The 19,322-nt window shown below is 46.2% G+C and carries 10 protein-coding genes; 7 read left to right on the forward strand and 3 right to left on the reverse strand.

What is annotated here, in order from left to right; all coding sequences use genetic code 11:
• Nucleotides 1-46: 46 nt before the first annotated feature.
• The 3 genes from folB to K339_RS0118975 form a co-directional block, all read right to left on the reverse strand.
• Nucleotides 47-397, reverse strand: a complete 351-nt coding sequence (gene folB / locus K339_RS0118965; protein WP_028525015.1) for a dihydroneopterin aldolase — start codon at nt 395-397, stop codon at nt 47-49.
• Between the two features lie 184 nt (nt 398-581).
• Nucleotides 582-1,379: a DivIVA domain-containing protein gene (locus tag K339_RS0118970; protein ID WP_028525016.1), complete on the reverse strand. Its 798-nt coding sequence runs from the start codon at nt 1,377-1,379 to the stop codon at nt 582-584.
• Between the two features lie 74 nt (nt 1,380-1,453).
• Nucleotides 1,454-2,902, reverse strand: coding sequence for a M61 family metallopeptidase (locus K339_RS0118975; RefSeq protein ID WP_028525017.1), 1,449 nt, complete (start codon nt 2,900-2,902; stop codon nt 1,454-1,456).
• Between the two features lie 127 nt (nt 2,903-3,029).
• On the opposite strand from K339_RS0118975, the gene K339_RS0118980 reads away from it, so the two are divergent.
• The 7 genes from K339_RS0118980 (at nt 3,030) to K339_RS36095 (ending at nt 19,310) form a co-directional block, all read left to right on the forward strand.
• The gene (locus tag K339_RS0118980; protein WP_028525018.1) at nt 3,030-4,937 is read left to right on the forward strand and encodes a tetratricopeptide repeat-containing sensor histidine kinase; all 1,908 of its coding nucleotides are present in this window, start codon (nt 3,030-3,032) and stop codon (nt 4,935-4,937) included.
• Between the two features lie 75 nt (nt 4,938-5,012).
• Nucleotides 5,013-5,651, forward strand: coding sequence for a response regulator transcription factor (locus tag K339_RS0118985; RefSeq protein ID WP_028525019.1), 639 nt, complete (start codon nt 5,013-5,015; stop codon nt 5,649-5,651).
• A 204-nt stretch (nt 5,652-5,855) separates the two neighbouring features.
• Entirely contained in the window at nt 5,856-7,502 is a 1,647-nt protein-coding gene (locus K339_RS0118990) for a hypothetical protein (RefSeq protein WP_051398113.1), read from the forward strand.
• Nucleotides 7,462-13,509 carry a hypothetical protein gene (locus K339_RS0118995; RefSeq protein ID WP_157607656.1) on the forward strand — a complete coding sequence of 2,016 codons (6,048 nt, stop codon included), beginning with the start codon at nt 7,462-7,464 and terminating at the stop codon, nt 13,507-13,509. The genes K339_RS0118990 and K339_RS0118995 overlap by 41 nt, the downstream gene beginning before the upstream one ends.
• Nucleotides 13,510-13,537: 28 nt before the next feature.
• Entirely contained in the window at nt 13,538-14,590 is a 1,053-nt protein-coding gene (locus K339_RS0119000) for a hypothetical protein (protein WP_028525022.1), read from the forward strand.
• Nucleotides 14,591-14,598: 8 nt separating this feature from the next.
• Nucleotides 14,599-16,701, forward strand: a complete 2,103-nt coding sequence (locus tag K339_RS0119005; RefSeq protein WP_028525023.1) for a fibronectin type III domain-containing protein — start codon at nt 14,599-14,601, stop codon at nt 16,699-16,701.
• A 23-nt stretch (nt 16,702-16,724) separates the two neighbouring features.
• A complete protein-coding gene (locus tag K339_RS36095; RefSeq protein ID WP_051398114.1) occupies nt 16,725-19,310 on the forward strand; it encodes a fibronectin type III domain-containing protein in 2,586 nt (861 codons plus the stop codon).
• Nucleotides 19,311-19,322: the final 12 nt, after the last annotated feature.

Below are 19,322 nucleotides of genomic sequence, written 5' to 3' on the forward strand. Positions count from 1 at the left end.
TCATAAACAAAGCGCCCCCGTTTGCCAAGCAAACGGGGGCGTTTTATTACCCTTTCATCGTAATGCGCGAACGCGCACAGACGCCTCCGACGGGCGGGTTAAATTTCGAAACGCTGACTTCGATGCTCTCTACGTTGGGGTAGGTTGCGCGTAGTCCTTCGATGATATTGTAGGCAATATGCTCCAGTAGCCGACTTGGCTTGCTCATCACTTCTACCACCACTTTATATACCACTTCGTAATTGACCGTGTCGCGCAGGCGATCTAGGCGGGCGGCTTCTAAAAAATCGGTTTGGATGGTGACATCAATCGAAAACTTGTTCCCAATTTTTTGCTCCTCATCCGACGTGCCGTGGTAAGCGAATATTTCAATTCCTTCTAATGCTACTGTTCCCAAAATATATAATGTGTGTTAAAGACTTTCCAAGTTTGGATTTTGATTGAGTAAAAACTTGGAAAGTCTAAAATGTTGATACAGAGACTTTCCAAGTTTGGATTTTGATTGAGCAAAAACTTGGAAAGTCTAAAAGGGTGCTACTAAACCTGTGAGGTTTTCAAAACCTCACAGGTTTGATTTGATTTTAGATTTGGTCGAAGAATGAGCCCTCTTGCTTAGGTTTTTGCTCTTCAGGGGTTGGTTCGTCGGTTGTTTCTTCAGCTACAGTTCCTTCCGTAATAACCTCAGCTACTACTTCTTGTACAGGCTCTGGCGCTATTTCTTCTACGGGAGGTTGACTTTCCACGATTTCTTCCACAATTTTCTCCGCTTCTAAGCGAGCTTGTTGGGTTTGCTCTCCTTGCTGAATTGCATCCGATACTTGCGTTTTAAGGTCTTCAAGACGTTCTGCTACCGTATTTTGGGCAAATTTCTTTTCAAAACGCTCCACACTATCCACCGTATTGTTGGCGAGGGTTTTGAGTTGAACAATCAAGTTGTCGCGGTATTTTTCCATGGCTTTGAAATCACGTTCCTGATTTTTAAAATCATTCATGATTTCTTCGCGCACGTATTTTGCTTGGTTTTCGGCATCAATGACGAGCATATTCGACTTCTTCCGCGCTTCGTTGACGAGTTCTTCGGCTTTTTGGCGTGCGTCTTCGATGTACTTTTCGGCGGCGGTTTTGGCCTGCTCGGTCATTTGCGTACTGGTATCTTCCGCCGTTTTGAGCATTCTAAACATCGTCAATTCTACTTCCCGAAGTTTGTTGAGCTCTTTTTCGGCTATTTCAAGCTGCATTTTTAGCATCTTGTTTTCGTTGAGCACGCGTTCCCATTCGTGAGACAAAGAGGCCAAAAAAGCGTTTACTTCTTCTGCGTCGTATCCACGTAAGACTCTTTGGAAAGTATGTTGACGAATCTCAATCGGCGTGATTTTCATTGTCGTTGTTAGATTTATGCCTGATAATTTGGTGTTAATGTATGAAAAAATCCGCTAAAACACTCAAAAATGCCTTAAATATTGCCATTTAACCATTTTTTTCGTTCTAAAACGGCAGGTTCACTTTCTAATTCTTGTAGTTGGACTGTCCCGTCTCCCAAACTAACCATGTGTAAACCTACCCACGCGAGGGCATCGTTTAAGTGATTTTCGAGGGGTAAATTGCTCAAAATACAGTCGTTCCAGTACCACGGAAGCGCTTCCCCCGCAATTTCTTCAACCACTGCTTGGTAGTCTTCCATCGTATATCCCACAAAAGGTATGCCAAATCTTTGCCATAAAGAGTACATAACGTCATCGAGGGACCGTTTGTGTCCGTGAATCTTGCGAATGGTTAGGTCAAGAATTAACGCTGCCAACGCTCCTTTATGATACACTGATACTTTTCGCTGCGGAATTCCTTTCTCGTAGCCGTCGAGCCACAAGTCCCATGATGATTCTACCAGCGATTGCTGGGCATGACGGCTATTTTCAAAATGACGCTTCATGTAGGTTTGCAGTTCGCGATAGTAGCCTTCATCATTAAAGACCCCCGAACGCCGCAGAAACAAATCGCCGTAGTAGGTCGTCACTCCTTCGGCCACAAAGCAAGTCGTGAAGTAATTTTCTTTGGTAAAATCGTACGGAAGCAACTCTTTCGGGCGAATCCGAATGATGTTCCAAGCGTGAAATAGCTCGTGTGAGCTTACGCCGAGGAGGTCGAGATACAAGCCATCGCCTTCGTCGTCGGGGCCAAGTACGACCATCGTTGAGTGACGGTGTTCAACACCGTGGTAGTACGGCGTGGGTAAGATCAGGTTTAAAAAGTGATATTCAGGCTCGGGAAAAGAACCCATTGCGGCAATTTGGGCGGTCGAAAATTTCTGAAAATCGGCGACAATTTGCTCCCAATTGGGCTTGATATTCCCTTGCATCCAAACGTAAAACGTGGTATCCTGCACCTGATAAGTACGGTGTTGGAGCGTTTCGGAGGCCATCAAAGGGCTATCGACGAGTTCGTAATAGTCTTTGGCCAATAGCGTTTTGGGCGCAATCTGCTGCAATCCACAGGCAATCTGGTATGTATCGGGAATGGCAAGCTGAAGCGTACAAGGTTCGTTTAAAAAAGCATCGGCATATACACAAAGATTCACAGGATTAACATACCAAAAGTCATTATTGACGTAGCTGCTGCCTGCATTTTGTACATTGGCATAGTAGTTGTAACGAACCACCACTTCGGTTTCGTCGCCTGTTTCTACCCGCCAGCGGTCTTTCGTTATTTTCCGATAAATAAGTGGTTCGCCATTTTTATTGAAAACTCCAAAACGCTGAATATTTTTGGCAAAATGCTGTAACTCATACCGTCCAGGCCGCCAAGCGGGCAGTTGGATTTCGAGATATTCAGTTTCTACTTCGAGAAATGTACATTCGATTTCAATAAAACGGCTTTCTGGACTGGGTGACGATAGGAGATAATACATACGATGTTGGTCAATGGAGGGGAATAAAACTAGGTAAAAATAGCAAAAACCACTTTCCAAAGTCAATCTGTAGTTTCTTTTCCAAAATAGCTGTACCTTAAACGTCAATTCTTAACCCTACTTTTAAATGAAAAAAAGCTGCTTATTGGTAGGTTTTTTTGGAATACTTTTTGGTGCAATGGCTGTTGCCCAAAAACGTACTGTACCCCAATCCACTGACTCGTTGGTTCAATTTTTAACCACTTCCCCCAAAGATACACTCTACCTGCAAGCACTTGCGGATTATGCCTGGAAGAAAGTGGATGCGTCGGAGTACAAAGCAGGAGACTCGCTGGCGAAAGTACTGCTGACGTTGACGCAACAACTCAAAAACAAAAAGGGAGAATTTGATTCGTACGATTTGCGAGGACGGAGTGCGTACGTGCAAGGAAAATACAACGAAGCGTTGGACTTTTACAAAAAAACGTTGCAGTTGACCAAATCGTCTTCGTTGGGGTTTGCATCACAACAACGCGCTTTGACGAACGTAGGCATGATTCTTCATTTAATGGGGAACAACGAAGAGGGGTTGAAGTACGTGTTGGAATCTATCAAGATTTTTGAGCGAGAACGTTTACCCAAATTATCAGGAAGTTCTCCTTACGATATTGCGGCGGCAATCTATCACCTTCAAGGTAAAAATGAGGTGGCCCTGAAATACTTTCAGCAGAGTTTGGAAATCAAAACAAAGGAAAAGAATTACCGTGGATTGGCCGTTACCAACAACCGAATTGGGTCGTTGCTGGCCGAACAAAAAGAATACCAACGGGCTTTGTCTTACCTTCAAAAAGCCGATAGTTATGCGCAGCAGGCTAATTATGAGGCTATTATGGTGGACATTGCCATCAATTTGTCGCTGGTGTACAGGGCTTTAAACAAACCAAAAGAAGATTTGGCGGCTTTAAAAAAAGGGGAGGAAAGTGCTAAAAAACTTCATCTTAGGCATCACCTTGGGGCTATTTACGGGAATTTAGGCCAGTACTACCAATCTCAAAAACAGTACCAGAAAGCAGAAACGTATCTGAAAGACGCGTTGTCGATTTTTAAAGAAATTGGCTCGCTCGAATACCAAGGCTATATCTACCAAGCCCTGAGAGAAATGTTTGTGGAAAAAGGAGATTATAAACAGGCTTACGAAAATCAACAAGTGGCCCAAAAACTGAGTGACTCGCTGTTTTCGCAACAACAAAAAGCCCGCATGGACGAATTGAGTATGAAGTTTGAAACCGAACGGAAAGAACAACAAATCAAACTATTGCAGAAGGAGTCAGAGTTAAAGTCGCAGCAAAATAGGTTGTGGTTAATCGGCGGCGGATTGGCGTTGCTTTTGGCGTTGGTGAGTATTGTGTTTGTCATCAATCGGGCCAAATACCGTCGTTTGCAGGAATCGCTGCAATTGCGCAACAAGATTGCGGCCGACTTACACGACGAGATTGGGAGTACGTTGAGTAGTATTTCGCTCATGAGCGGGTTGACCCAGAAACAATTGGCCACTAATCAACCCCAAAAAGCGGAGCAGATGGTGCGTAAAATCAGCGCCGATGCGCGCCAAATGTTGGAGTCGATGGACGACATTGTGTGGACGATAAACCCCCGTAATGACTCAATGCAGCATTTGTTTGTCCGTTTGCGGGAGTATGCCAAACCGTTAGCGGAGTCAAAAGAGATAGCGTTGGATTTTGTAACGGATGCCCAAGTGGAGGCGTTGAGTTTGCCGTTGCAAGTGCGTCAAAATGTGTATTTGATTGTAAAAGAGGCGTTAAACAACGCGTTTAAATATGCTCAAGCCAGCAAGATAAGTATCGAATTTAGCGGACAGGGTGACGAATGGAATGTATCAGTAATCGACAACGGGGTAGGTTTTGAGGTAGCTGCGGTAAACACTCGCAATGGGCTCAAAAACATGAAAAAACGGGCCGAGGAGATTGGAGGGACGTTGGTCATAGAATCGGTTTTACAAAAAGGGAGCGCAGTACGTTTAAACTTCAAGAACTAAGCCATAAATCATATATTTATCCGATTTACAACGATGTTACAGTCATTTATCTTTGCCTGATAAACGAAAACTACCATGCCACGCATTTCGATTTATGACGATAACGATTCGTTTAGACATACCATTGCGCTCATCATTGAACTGAGCGACCACTTCGAGTTGGCAGGCTCACATCCTGACGCGACTCGGGTAGTCGAAACCGTTCAACTTGAAAAGCCAGAGGTAGTCTTGATGGACATCGAAATGCCCTCGCGAACGGGCATAGAAGCCGTGGCATTGTTGCAGCAATTGGCTCATCCTCCCAAAGTACTGATGCTCACTGCGTACGAAGATACTGACAATGTATTTGCCGCCATTGAAACGGGAGCCGTGGGTTATTTATTGAAGAAAACCCCCGCCGAAAAAATCATGGAAAGCATACAAGAAGTACTGCAAGGCGGTGCGGCCATGAGCCCGAGCATTGCGCTCAAGGTGTTGGGGGCGTTTCAGAAACCTAATCAAAAAGTAACCTACGACCTGACGCCCAAAGAAATGGACGTGCTACGCCGCTTGGTCGAAGGGGATAGTTATAAGCTCATTGCGCACCATTGTCAAATCAGCATTAGTACCGTACAGACGCACATTATGCGGATTTACGAGAAACTTCAGGTCAATTCCAAAGGCGAAGCCATCAATAAAGCCCTTCGTGAAAATGTCATTCAGCTTCCTCGCTGACCGTTAACTCAATTCCTACGACCGTTAACTCAAAATATACCTCTCGAAAGTATATTTTTAGAGGGTGGGTATTTATTTTAATATATTGATTATTAGGTGTTTGTGTTTTTGTGAATATACGTGAGTAGTTCTACGGTCATATATTTATACGATTGACTCAGCTATACAAATGGGCTATTTTTGTTCTACCCAATAGCAAAAACTATGCGCCGATTTCTACTGTTTTTGTGTCTTATCCTAAGCAAGTTCATTCATGCTCAGAATACTACTTCCCAAGCCGTCAAACTGTCGGGGGGGCTCAACGCTTATGCGGGTCTGTATCAAGCCAGCGGAATTGACGCCCGTAACCAAACCACGCCCTTTGGCTTGAGTGGTTCGGTCAACGTGGCCTTGCCAGGAGGCGTGTCTTTACCTTTTTCGATGGTGTTAGGAAACCAAGGAGCTAACTTTCGTCAACCTTTCAATCAGTTTGGCGTAAGTCCTACTTACAAATGGGCGATGGTTCACGCGGGCTACCGCAACGTCCAGTTTTCGCCTTTTACCTTGGCAGGACATACATTTTTGGGAGGAGGTTTTGAGATAAACCCAGGGAAACTACGTTTGGGAGCGGTGTACGGAAGGTTCAACAAAGCCATTTCGACCGACCTCGCCAACCCCGACCAAGCACTGCCATCGTTTAAACGTACAGGATACGCCGTGAAATTGGGTTACGGAACGGCCTCCAATTACGTTGATTTGAATTTGCTCAATGCCGCTGACGACCAAAACTCCATCACTCCCAACGAGTCGATTGCGCCTGCCCGCAACACAGTGCTAGGCCTGACGTCGCGGTTTACGCTCGTAAAAAAAGTGTCGTTTGAATTGGACGCTGCGGGGAGTGCCTACACCCGAGATACCCGTGCGCAGCTGATTCTGTTGGAACAAGGTTCGTTGCTCAAAGCCTTCACCATTTTTATGCCAGCCCAGCTCAGTACGCAGTTGACGACGGCCCTACAAACGGCCGTGGGTTACCAAGACAAAGTCTTTGGCCTCAAACTTCAATACAAACGTATAGACCCCAACTTTCAGACGATGGGCGCCTATTATTTCCAAAGCGATATTGTGAGTTATACGGTAGCGCCGAGCTTCAATTTGATGAATAGCAAATTGCGAATTATGGGGAGCTTGGGGATTCAGAAAGATAATTTGGCCCAAAATAAAAACGCCCAAACGGGCCGAACGGTTGGCTCGGCGGTGTTGTCGTTCAACCCCTCTACGGCATTTGGTATCGACCTACAGTTTTCAAATTACGGCATTAGCCAACAAGCAGGCTTGCGACCCATCATCGACACGTTACGATTAGCCCAAAACAACTTGAGTTTGATGGGGAATGTGCGTTATAATCTTCAGAATGAGTCGGTTTCTCACTTGTTTACCCTCACGGCTACGCACCAACAATTGTCGGATTTGAACCAAAATACGGCGGAATTTACCCAAAACCAGAACCAAAATGTGAACCTGGGCTACTTCTTTACTCAATTGGAATCAGGTTTTGGAGCCAATGCCACCGCGAGTTATACGCAAACGTTTCTTCCCCAAGACCAAACGGTTCGTTTTTATGGGCCTACCGTAGGGGTAAATCACACTTTACTAGATAAAAAACTGAACGTATCGGCCAGCGGAAGTTATTTGTTCAATCAACAATTAGGGCAAAACGGTCAGGTCATTAATGGTTCGGCCAACGCGAGCTATCAGCTTGGTAAGCGCCAGAGCTTGAGTTTACAACTAGGATACCTTAACTCAAATACGGGACAACCCGATCAAAAATTCAATGAACTTAGAGGATCACTTGGTTATGGAATCTCGTTTTAACAGCCCCCTAGCCCCCAATGGGGGAATTGTTCGGTTCGTTTGCGGTACAAAACTTCGTTGGTTTGTCATAGGACTGATTTGCTGTGCATTTTTAGCCCCCATTGGGGGTTGGGGGCAGTCGGTGCAGGTGACGGTCAACGTATTGCCGCCCTACAGTGCCTATTTGCAAGACTACCCAGGTCGAGGGAATCAAGTGCAAATTTTTGTTCGAAATACTACTTCTGCGGTCCTAGAAGTGCGTTTTTTGGGAGTAATCACGGGGGACAATGGCGTACGAATTGCGACGCCACAAAACTTTCGTCCGTTGGTGCCGCTGCGTTTGGCTCCTTTGGAAAATAAATTGCTGACGCGTTCGGATTTGGAAGGGTTGTTTGATTTGGGGCAAATTGAGGTTCAAGGCGTGGACAAAGCCCAACTTTACCGTGGAATGCCCTTGCCCGAAGGGAATTATCAGCTGTGTGTTCAAGCTTTCGACAACCGAAGTAGCCGTCCTCTATCGGCCGATTTTCCGTTGGGATGTAGCGGGTTGTTTACCCTCAGAAGCGTAGAACCTCCCATGCTCGTCAACCCTATCTGTGACAGTAAAGTCGCTGCCAATACGCCACAGAATGTCATTTTTTCGTGGACGCCACCCGTGGGTGTATCGCCCGCGCAGGTGAGTTATACGCTGAGAGTGATTGAATTGCCTGATGTTCAGCCAGTAGCCGAAAATGTCCTGAACAATCAATCCAATGTAATCAGCGGTTTCCCGAACAGTAGTCAGGATAAAAAGCCTACCTCTAAACCTACCAAAATTGAAACAGCAGAAATCAAAGTAAATACGTCCAATGCGCTATTGGGATACGACCCCAACGTTTTTATTGATGCCGTAGTGCTGCCGCCATCGGGTGTAGAAGTGAAGAATATTCGGGTAAATTCATTTTTATACGGCCCCAACCAGCCTGCCTTGAAGGTAGGCAAACGGTATGCGGTGCGGGTTCAGGCGTTTGATGCTTCGCGAAAAATCAATTTTCTGAACGAGGGAAAAAGTCCCGTTTGCTATTTTACGTACGGAGAAGATACCATGCCATTTTTTCCCTTAGGGCCTTCATTTGCTGCCAACGACAGCACGGGAAAACCTAAGCCGATGGTCGTGAAATCTGGAAATATACCTGTCAATTGTTCTTGCAATGCGGGCGAAATTTCGGACAACCAAGTGGATAACGAGGGTGTCCTGAAAAACAAATCGGCGACCATTGGGCTGTTTACCATGCAGTTGCTCGACAATGTAAAAGAAGTTAATGGCAAATTGAACGGCGACGGCATGATTCCCATTCCGATGGTCAACAGCCAATACGTCAAGCTGCGGGTTCGTCTTTACGATGTCCAATGCAACGCAGCGGGGCAGGTGATTGGTGGTACGGTGCGCGCTCGTTTGAGTAATAAAGCAAACCCGTCTTTGTTCCCTAACTACGATTCGCCCGACTATAAGCCGCCTACGCTTACTTCGAGTCAGATGGGGAGCTTGAGCGAGTTTTTTGCTACCCAAAAAGACATGCTCGTTTCTTCCTTGAAAAATACCAAAGAAAGCATTGGCTTTGAAGTGCCCTTTGGTATAGACAAATCTTTTGGCCCCGTCAATACAGTGATTGCCATTACCAACGTCACCTTTACGCCCAAAAACGCTTATTTTGACGCCAATACGTGGATAAAAGTAGCCAATAGCCAGGTAAATGGCATTCCGTTGAGTGGGTATAACATGTGTATGTCGCCCAACAAACCTTGCGGTGAAGGCATTCTGTACTTGGCCGAAAAAATGCAGTTGTCGCAGTTTTTTGCTTTAAAAGGAATGGACACCGCTCCGCCCAAAGGCCCGTTTGAAGGCCCAGATACTACCGTGGTAACGCACGTTGTTTTTGATGAAAATGGCTACAAACAACTGCGCGTTCATGGCCTGCTGACGCCGCCTGGTTTGGTAAATGCCGAAACCAACGGCCCCGTCGAAATTAGTGTCAACGCAGGCATGGTTAATTTTCAGAACTGGACGGCGCAGTTGTCTTTTCCTAAGTTTTATGTACAAGGCTTGAGCGATTTTAAGTTTGCGATGCTGCCTGGCAAACCTGCGCTTTATGACCACTCAGAAACCACTACGCCCGCCAAGCTGCCCGAGGGATATTTGGAAAACCCCGCGCTTGAATTGAATTTGTGGCAAGGACTTTATTTTCCCGAAATCAGCTTGGAACTCCCTGCTTTTATCAAGCGGGCCGATGGCAAACCGCTTACCGTTGGCGTGAGTGATTTGATTTCTGACAACAACGGTTTTTCGGGAAAAGCTTTTGTGAAGAATATTTTGGATGTAGGCAGTGGTTCGTTGGATAGTTGGTATTACTCGATAGATGAGCTATCCGTAAGTTTCTTAAAAAGTACCTTCCAAAAGTCCCAAATGAAGGGTTTGGTAGTATTGCCGATTTTCAAAAACCCACAGGAACAGGCATCGCAGTTGCCCTACACCTGTACCCTTTCCAAAGATCCGCAAGCGGGCTCGCTGGGGGTGGAATTTAGCATTTCGCCCACCGACAAAATGCAAATGGATATTTGGATGGCGCAATTGCACTTGGCTGCTGATAGCAAAATTTTTGTTACGTATAATACAGAAGGATTTACCGCAGGCGCTGAATTGAATGGTAAGCTGGACATTGTTACTGATTATTTCAACTTTACTGCGGCTTCTTTTCAAGGATTGAAATTTCAATCTAAACCCGATTATTTTGGTCTAACCAGCCTAAAAATGGGTTCGGCTTCTCCCCAAAAAGCGATGGCTGATTTTCCGCTTACGCTCACCGATTATAAATTGGTCAACAACGGTGGCGGTTCGATGGGGTTGAAGCTAATGGGTAAACTTGACCTCACGGGCGATGGCGATAAGGGACTTTCGGCAACGGGTGGGGCTACAATCCTCTTCAAAGTAGGTATGAAAAATGGCCGCCCTGACTGGAATTTTGACAAAATCCAGCCCAATGAAGTCTATGTAGATGGGGATTTGGGACCTATACACGTACAAGGAGGATTAGCCTTTTTTGATAATGACCCCACCTATGGAAATGGGTTGAAGGGGGAGGTGGATATGACCATTGCAGGTTTGATAGGCGGATCGGTAGAAGCACAATTTGGCCGAACGCTGGCCAATAATGGCAACTTCCGCTATTGGCACGTAGGTGGTAAAATCAAAATCGGTGGCTCAGGGATTCCGTTTGCTCCTCCTTCGCCGCTGGTATTTAGGAGTTTTGGAGGTGGTTTGTACTCCAATATGACGAAAGAATTTAACGGTGACGGGTCAATTACCTATAAACCAAAAGTTTTGCCTGCTCCCTCGGGCGGCTTTGAGGCAACGGTGGGTATCGGCTTGGTCACGCCTGGCGTATTTACCATGGAAGGTACACTTACCATGGAGTCCAATGCCATGGCGATAGACGTAAAAGCGTGGCTATTGGGCGAATCTATCAACAAATCGCTGGCGCAAGGGAGCGGAGTCGTGGAATACAGTTTTGCTGATAAAGTCTTCAAAGCCCAACTCAACATGCACGCGGGCTACGACGTACCACCGCTCATCAGCCTAAGTGCCGATGTGAAAGACACGCGTCTATTGATAGATGGCAACAAGGGTACATGGTTTTTATCTTTGGGCATTCCTCAAAACCGCATAGGATTGAATGTTACGCTGGCGAAGCTTGGTAGTTTTGATTTTGGGTCATATTTTATGATGGGAAACTACACGCCAGGAGATGTGGGGGCGCTTCCGCCTCCGCCTTATGGCTTTGAAAAACGGCCAGGTATTTTGCAAGAATTGGGGTACAAAGGAACTGCGGGAACTGTTTTTAAAGACAGTTCTCCGATGTTGGCCTTTGGGGTTGGTTACAAATTGGGCGCAGATTTTGGTATTGGCCCCTTCCATTTACGCTACGACGGTGCCATTGGGTTTGATTTAGCCTTGGCCAAGAGCGAAGACAAATGCAACGGAAATACGCCTGGTATCAATGGCTGGTATGCCCAAGGTCAAATCTACGCTTATATGCACTTTGCGCTGGATTTGGACATTGATACGTGGGTGTATGAAGGAAGGTTTACGGTCGTAGAGCTAGAAGCCGCTGCTTTGTTGCGCGGAGGCATGGTTAATCCGATTTGGCTCAATGGGCACATTTTGCTCAAATACCGCGTGCTGGGCGGATTGGTAAAAGGACGCGTAAATCTTGAATTTTGGTACAACAAAGGTGAACGATGCGAACCCGCTTACTCGCCGCCTAATCCTTTTGCAGGGCAGCCACTCATCGCCACGTTGGGACCTTCGGGTACGAAGCAAAAAGTGTCCATCTTGTCGCCCTATTATGCGGAGTTTAACTATCCCGTAGAAACGGATTTGATTGTTGATATTGAAATTCCTCAAGGACAAAAAGTGGAAGCGGGAGCACAGGGCACTGTTACGATGGGGCCAGGTGGGGTGCAGATTTTCCACCGTGAGTTTCGGCTTAAATTGAAAGAAAACTTCAATGCCATTGCGACCAGTGTACCTGCCGAATATGCCAATTGTAGCAAAGATAATTCGGGACGGTTTAGCTGGGGAAAAAACGAAGACGGTGATCCTAATTACAGTGCGACGTTTTACCGCAGTACGGCGCTTTTGCCCAATTCAACGTATAAAATGTCGATGGGCGTACAGGTGTTTATTAAAGACAACAGTGGCAAAGTAGTTCCTTACATTTTTAAAAACCAGACGGTCGAACAAACCGAAACCGTTGAATTTGCCACGGGGCCTTGCATCAGTGTATTGTCGAAAGGAAGTGAAGATGAGGCTACGGTTCTCACTTCGTACCCATACGAAGGACAGCGATATTTTATGAAAGGAGATGCCGCCGCGACCTTTATCAAGCTCAAAGCCAACTTGTCTTGCTGTATGAAAAACCTCAATAGCGACGAATTTTATGACTTAAAAGTTCGATTGGTACCGTTGGAAGGGGCCAAGTTTGCGGAGGTAAATGCCCCGAATGTACTGCTAGCCGACGCCAAATTTGACGGCGACAAAGTGAGCTATAAAATGCCGTTTGGCATCAAAAACAAGACTTTTTATCGCTTTGAGTTGGTACGGATTCCGAAAGCTGATTTTGCCGAAAAAATGTACGCTGAAGCCCTGAAAGCCAAAGCCTCGGCCAAAAAAATCACAACGGCTAACATTTACGTAAGTACGGGTACGAAAAGCTACAATGGAAGCATATCCGCTCAAACCTGGTCAACTTCGGGGAAATATAATGCGCCAGGAGTTGGAGCAGGTGCAACGGCCAAGGCTGTCAACCAAAAATACGAGGACGTAATAACCGACTATACAGTGGTTTCGGAACAAGAATACGAAAAAATTGCCCAAGGCTATGGTACTTCATATAAGGTCAATACTGCAACAGAAAAGATGTTTAGTGACGGCAAGTTTCTTGTTCAAAAGTCGGTTGAAAACCTTCAACAGCAGCAAAAGCAAGAAGCCGCATTTTTCCAGAGCTTGGAATCGCGTTTGTACAAATACTACTTTAAAACCAGTGAGTTTAGTACGCTCAAGGAAAAGCTGATGGCCACGCAATTCCCTCCCACAGAAACGTCATTCTGGGGTTTTCTCTCCGATGCCTTGACGACCAAAATGGTGTCCAAAGAAGGATTTGATACGTATGAGTTAAGAACCGAAAAACTGAGCAGTGAAATCGTAAGGCCGCCTTTGGTGCTGCTTCGCGCCGACCCAACGAGCAATTGGTTTAAAAATATTGCCATTCCAGTAAGTCAATTGCTAGAACGAGTACGGCCTGATATTTATGACCCTAAAGGAACAAATATGCTGTTCAGTGGCTCGTATGGGAAAGAAAACCCCGACAGTCCAAGTAAGGTTTTTGAGCGGGCCATGGTGTTTTTTAATACCATCAATGATGCGCCCCAGCAGCCTTTCAAAAATGAAGACATAGAAGCCCTTTTCCTTTCGGAAAAAAAGAAAAAATAAACGAACAATTGACTGAAAATTGAGAATTATGAAACCACTCGTCACATTGCTAATCGTTGTCGGATTTTTTTCAAACTCTTTTGCGCAGCTAGGCAAAAAAGTAACAGCCAATGCGCCAATCACCGCACCTAAGACACCTGCCGTAAACTTGAATGTGGTAGAAATGAGCCTCATAGCCAATACGAACGCTACCAGTGCCGATTTAGGCGGGTTTAATATAGCAGATAAAGAGTTGGGTAAAAATGCTTTGGAGGCAAACCAAATAGTGGCTGATGCCAATAAGATGATGATTGAGAAAACCATCTTTGGCGACAACGCCCCCAAAAACTACGGCATCACTTATTGGTCGGACCCAGTCTTGAAATTGTACAATAAATACATTGCGCAAAAACTAGTAGAGCTCATTGAAGCAAACGATGACAAATACAACAGCAACAATCAGGGAATCAATGAGTACATCGCTTCAAAGGTAGCCGATCAGCTTGTTTTGGCAGCAACCAATAACGGGGCTTATGTAAATACGTTGTTAGAAAAGTGGAAAGGAGGCAAGCTTGGCCCAGAAACGCTGGAAACGCTCAGAACAAAAACCAAGGAAAAGTTCAAAACGGAGACTTGGACGGCTGATTATCAACAACCCAACTACTTTAAAGATGAGTTGCTGAACATTCACTCTCAGATGCCTTTTGACTACGTAACAGACAAGTCGAATGGATACTCCTCTACGAACAGTCCTGCCAACACCCGTGGCTTTTTCTTTATGGCGAGTCCAGGAGCGAATGCCAATTGCGCTATTGCGGTTATCATTGCCAAAAGCCAAATAGAGACCAATAAAAGCAACAGTAAACTGACTCAGCTATTGCAATCGGCCAAGTGGGGAACGCTCTATCGCCCATTGTTGGATTACAAAAATCAAAGTGCCTTTTTTGACGTACATCAGGTAAGTTTAAATTGGTTACAGGCCATTACGTCGTCCAATCAAGGAGCTATTTTGTTTGACAAAGACCATAATTGCCCGTCGGAAATGGCTTACAGCATTGCCCAAAAAATCCGCTCCGCCTCGGTGTTTAACTCCGCTAAATAATTGACAACATGAAAGTTAGTGTATATACTCGTTTTGTCCTTTGCTTCTTACTTTTTGCTTCTTCAGCTTGGGGGCAACAAAAAAAGACGGCTGCTTCTCCAAAAACACCCATAGATACCTCGCTGTTGGGAAAATACCGAGTAGGGGTAATGACCAAATCCTTTGGCGATTCGATTGTCGTTCGTTGGGCACCCAACCAATCCTCTTTTTTCAGACAAGCGCTTAAATCGGGCTATTTGCTTACTCGGCGGAGCGTAATTGACAATAAAACTACGAAACTGGACTTTCAAGAGATGATATTGCCTTGGACACTTGATGAATGGCTTAAAAATACGGCTCGCCGCGACACCCTAGCGGCGGCTTGTGCGCAGTTGGTTCATGGAAAAAATACGCCCATCGGAGCTACTGAGGCCGTGACGCTGGATAAAATTTTGGAACAACAAAATCAAAACGACCTGCGCATGATGTTGGCCTTGGTTTTGGCAGATAGCCACCCCCGATATGCCCGTGGAATGGCCTTAGGTTGGGTAGATAAAAAGGTTAAAAAAGGAGTTCAGTATCTCTATTATATCATTCCACTGACCGATCCGCAAACGTATCCAGTAGAAGTGGCGGCATCGTCGGTGGTCAATGACGGCCCAGGAGCGCCCCTGAAAATGGTACCTGTCCGCCCCGAATCGGGAGAGCATTTGATAAAACTTAAATGGAATCGCCGTTTGGCCGAATCCGCTTTTTCGTCATACCACGTAGAGCGCTCAACAGATGGCGGCAAAACTTTCCGTCGGCTCACCAAGCGTCCATGGATACAGCCCCCCGCCGATCAGATGGATGACATCATCCAATATGCTGACTCCGTTCCTCAAAATTACCGCCACTATCATTATCGAATTTTGGGCATTACGCCTTTTGGTGAATTGGCACCTTCTGAGGTTATTGTAGGCATGGGAGTTGACAAAACCCCCCCGCCATCGGTAGAACAACTCAATGCCAAACACCTCAATGGAGCCAAAGTAAGCGTTACTTGGAAATATCCTACAGTAACTGGCGATGTGGCAGGCTTTGTGGTGGCCAAAGCAACGAATTTAGAAGGGCCTTTTAGCCCGCTAGTTACCCAGCCGTTGGCGCCTTCGATACGTGAATTTACGGATACCACCGCTATCCCTCATTTGCCCAATTATTACAAAGTAATAGCAATAGATACGGCCCGAAACTTGGGGCATAGTCTGCCCGTTTATTGCATCATCAAAGACGGAAAAGGTCCTTCAAAGCCAAAAGGATTGCAAGGATACATTGACTCAACGGGCTTTGTGCGTGTTGTGTGGGACATGAATCCCGAACCCGATTTGATGGGCTATCAGGTGGTATCGGCAAACGACCGCAAACACGTTTTTACGGTAGATACCAAAGGCTATTTGGCATTACCAGTCTATAATGATAGCGTGACGCTAAATACCTTGACGCGTAAAAAATACTTTCGGGTGATTGCCTACGACAAAAATTACAATCCAAGCGAAGCGTCTGATATTTTGGAGCTGATTCGTCCCGATAAAATTGCGCCAACGACGCCTGTCATAAGAGACTATGTAGTGAGCGATACCTCAGTAGCGTTTTCGTGGGCACCAAGTAGCAGCGACGACGTAGCGTATCAGTTGTTGTTACGTCGCGGTAAAAACAGTGAAAGGTGGGTTGAATTGGCAAAATTAGCCAAAGACATTTCGACTTACACCGACAAAACCATCAAAGGAAGCGCAGAATACGGCTATGCGTTGGTGGCAGTGGACGAAGCGGGGCTGCGTTCAGAGACGTCTTTCCCGCTCAATGTTCAAACGCCTCGCATTACTCCCCAAAAAGTCAATGGGCTCAAAGCGATTGTCAATCCAGATAAAACGGTGTTGGTTTCGTGGAATTATGCCGTCCCGAATTGTCGCTTTGTGGTTTATCGGTCTGTCGAAAAAGAACCTTTTTTAAGTTATGATTCGGTTTATGATAACCGTCAATACCAAGATAAACGCCCACCAGCTAAAGGCATTGTTCAGTATGCGGTACGGGTTATTTATCCTGATGGACTGGAGTCAAGTTTGTCTTCGGTCGTAAAAGTAGAGCTTAAATAAATGCCATTCAACGCATTGTGCCCATGAAAAAGCTATTCTTATTTTTAGTGTTTATCAGTTTTGGGAAAGCCTTTGCCCAAAGCGAAGCACCTTCCAATTTGGCGGCGGTTGCCGTTTCCAGCAAACAGGTTAATCTGAGCTGGAAAGATAATTCGAATCGGGAGTTAGGCTTTGAAATAGAGCGTTCTACTACTTCTGAAACGGCGGGTTTTTCAAAATTAGGCGAGGTCGCAGCCAATGTTATTTCTTATACCGATGCCAATCCGCCAGCCAATATGTATAGTTATTATCGGGTAAGGGCGAAGTTGACAGCGACCACTTTTAGCGGTTATTCCAACGTGGTTTATGCTTTCCCGCCCGTTGCGCCCAACATTTCAAAAATTGAGGTGAAAGGGACAAACTGGATTGCGATTACGTTTAAGGTACAAGGCGGAAAAGAAAACGGCAATGTCGTTATTCAGCGTCGCCAAGGGCAGGGTGGGGCATGGAGTACGATTGGCTCGTTTGATTCTAACCTTACGTTTTATGATGACCAAACCGTTCCGTTAGACAACACTGAGTACTGTTATCGGGTGTCTTGGACGGGAGCTCCCAATGAGTTTTCTAATATCGCCTGTGCCACTACGCTCGCCTCACCTCCTAACCCGCCCACCAATCTTAGCGCTGTAGCGGTATCGTCAAGCCAAATCAACCTTAGTTGGACGGATGCGTCCAATAATGAGTCGGGTTTCGAAGTTTTTCGCTCTACTGATAATGCTAATTTTTCTAAAATTGCCGATGTTGGCGCCAATGCAACGACCTACGCCAATACGGGGCTGAATGCTTCTACCCGTTATTATTATTATGTAGGTTCTCAACGGGGTGGGACGCCTTCGCGCACCAAATCCAATACCGCCGATGCCACCACGCAGTCGGGCTTGCCCAATGCCCCCGCACGCTTAACGGCCAACGCTACAAGTAGTTCCCAAATCAATCTTTCGTGGGCGGATTTGTCAGACAATGAAACGGGTTTTGAAATAGAACGTAGTACGGATAGCCGAAATTATAGCAAAATAGCCGACGTGGGGGCTGGAACAACGACCTATTCCAACACGGGACTTATTAGCAATACGCAATATTGTTATCGGGTACGGGCAAAAAATGGCGCAGGAAACTCAGGTTATACCGACCCAGCTTGCGCTACTACCCAAGCTCCTCCCGTAACGATTCCTCGCCCGCCGAGTAGTTTGACAGTCACGGCGACAAGCAGCAGTCAAATCAATTTGGCGTGGACGGACAATGCCTCTGATGAAACGGGCTTTGAAATTGAACGCAGTACAGATGGTACGAATTTTGCAAAAATCGCCGATGTCGGTGCGAATACTACGACTTATTCGAATACAGGCTTGAACGCTTCAACGCGTTATTGGTACCGCGTTCGGGCTAAAAATTCGGCGGGAGTAAGTAGTTATACTAACGTTGCTGACGCCACTACCCAAGCGCCTCCCGTAACGATTCCTCGCCCTGCGAGCAGCTTGACAGCCACGGCTATGAGCAGCAGTCAAATCAATTTGGCATGGACGGATAATGCGTCCGACGAAACGGGTTTTGAAATTGAGCGCAGTACGGATGGTACGAATTTTGCGAAAATCGCGGATGTAGGCGCGAATACCGCTACCTATTCGAACACAGGTTTGAACGCTTCAACGCGTTATTGGTATCGCGTTCGGGCTAAAAATTCGGCGGGCGCTAGTAGTTACACCAACGTTGCTGACGCCACCACCCAAGCTCCTCCCGTAACGATTCCCCGTCCGCCGAGTAGTTTGACAGCCACGGCGACAAGCAGCAGTCAAATCAATTTGGCGTGGACGGATAATGCTTCTGACGAAACGGGCTTTGAAATAGAACGCAGTACGGATGGGACGAATTTTGCGAAAATTGTGGATGTAGGCGCGAATACCACGTCGTACTCGAACACGGGCTTGAGTGCTTCAACGCGTTATTGGTACCGCGTTCGGGCTAAAAATTCGGCGGGCGCTAGTAGTTATACCAACGTTTCGGACGCCACTACTTCATTGGCCGTTCCTGTAGCTCCAACAAACCTCACGGCCGAACTCGCAGATTATGACCAAATTCGGTTGACGTGGGGAACGCTTTCTAACGTCACCAACGTCCTCGTTGAGCGTTCAACCAGTCCGAATACTGGGTTTGCGCAAATTACGCAACAACCCGCTACGAACACCTCGTACGTGGATCTTGGGCTCAACGAACAAACTACCTATTATTACCGCATTCGCCTTTCTAACGCCGCTGGGAATTCAGGGTACAGCAACGTAGTGAGTGTTACTACGCCCGAAGTGGTGATTTCGGTACGGCCGCAGTTGTCGGAAGTGGGATTGACCGTGGTTGCTTACGGCCACACGTTACGCATCCAAAACGAGCGTTTTCAGCCGTTAGAAATGGACTGGAAACTCATGAGTTTGAATGGACAACCCCTCAAAACCGATGCAGGCATCGTGGCAGGCAAGCAAGCATGGATACACGATCTAAGTGCCTTGCGAGGAGGCGTGTATGTAGTGGTAGTAAATGCCGAAAATCGTGTTTTTTCGACCAAAATTGTACTCAATTAATTCCCAAAGAAT

It is taken from the genome of Runella limosa DSM 17973, from assembly GCF_000482465.1.
In the GTDB taxonomy this organism is placed as follows: Bacteria; Bacteroidota; Bacteroidia; order Cytophagales; family Spirosomataceae; genus Runella; species Runella limosa.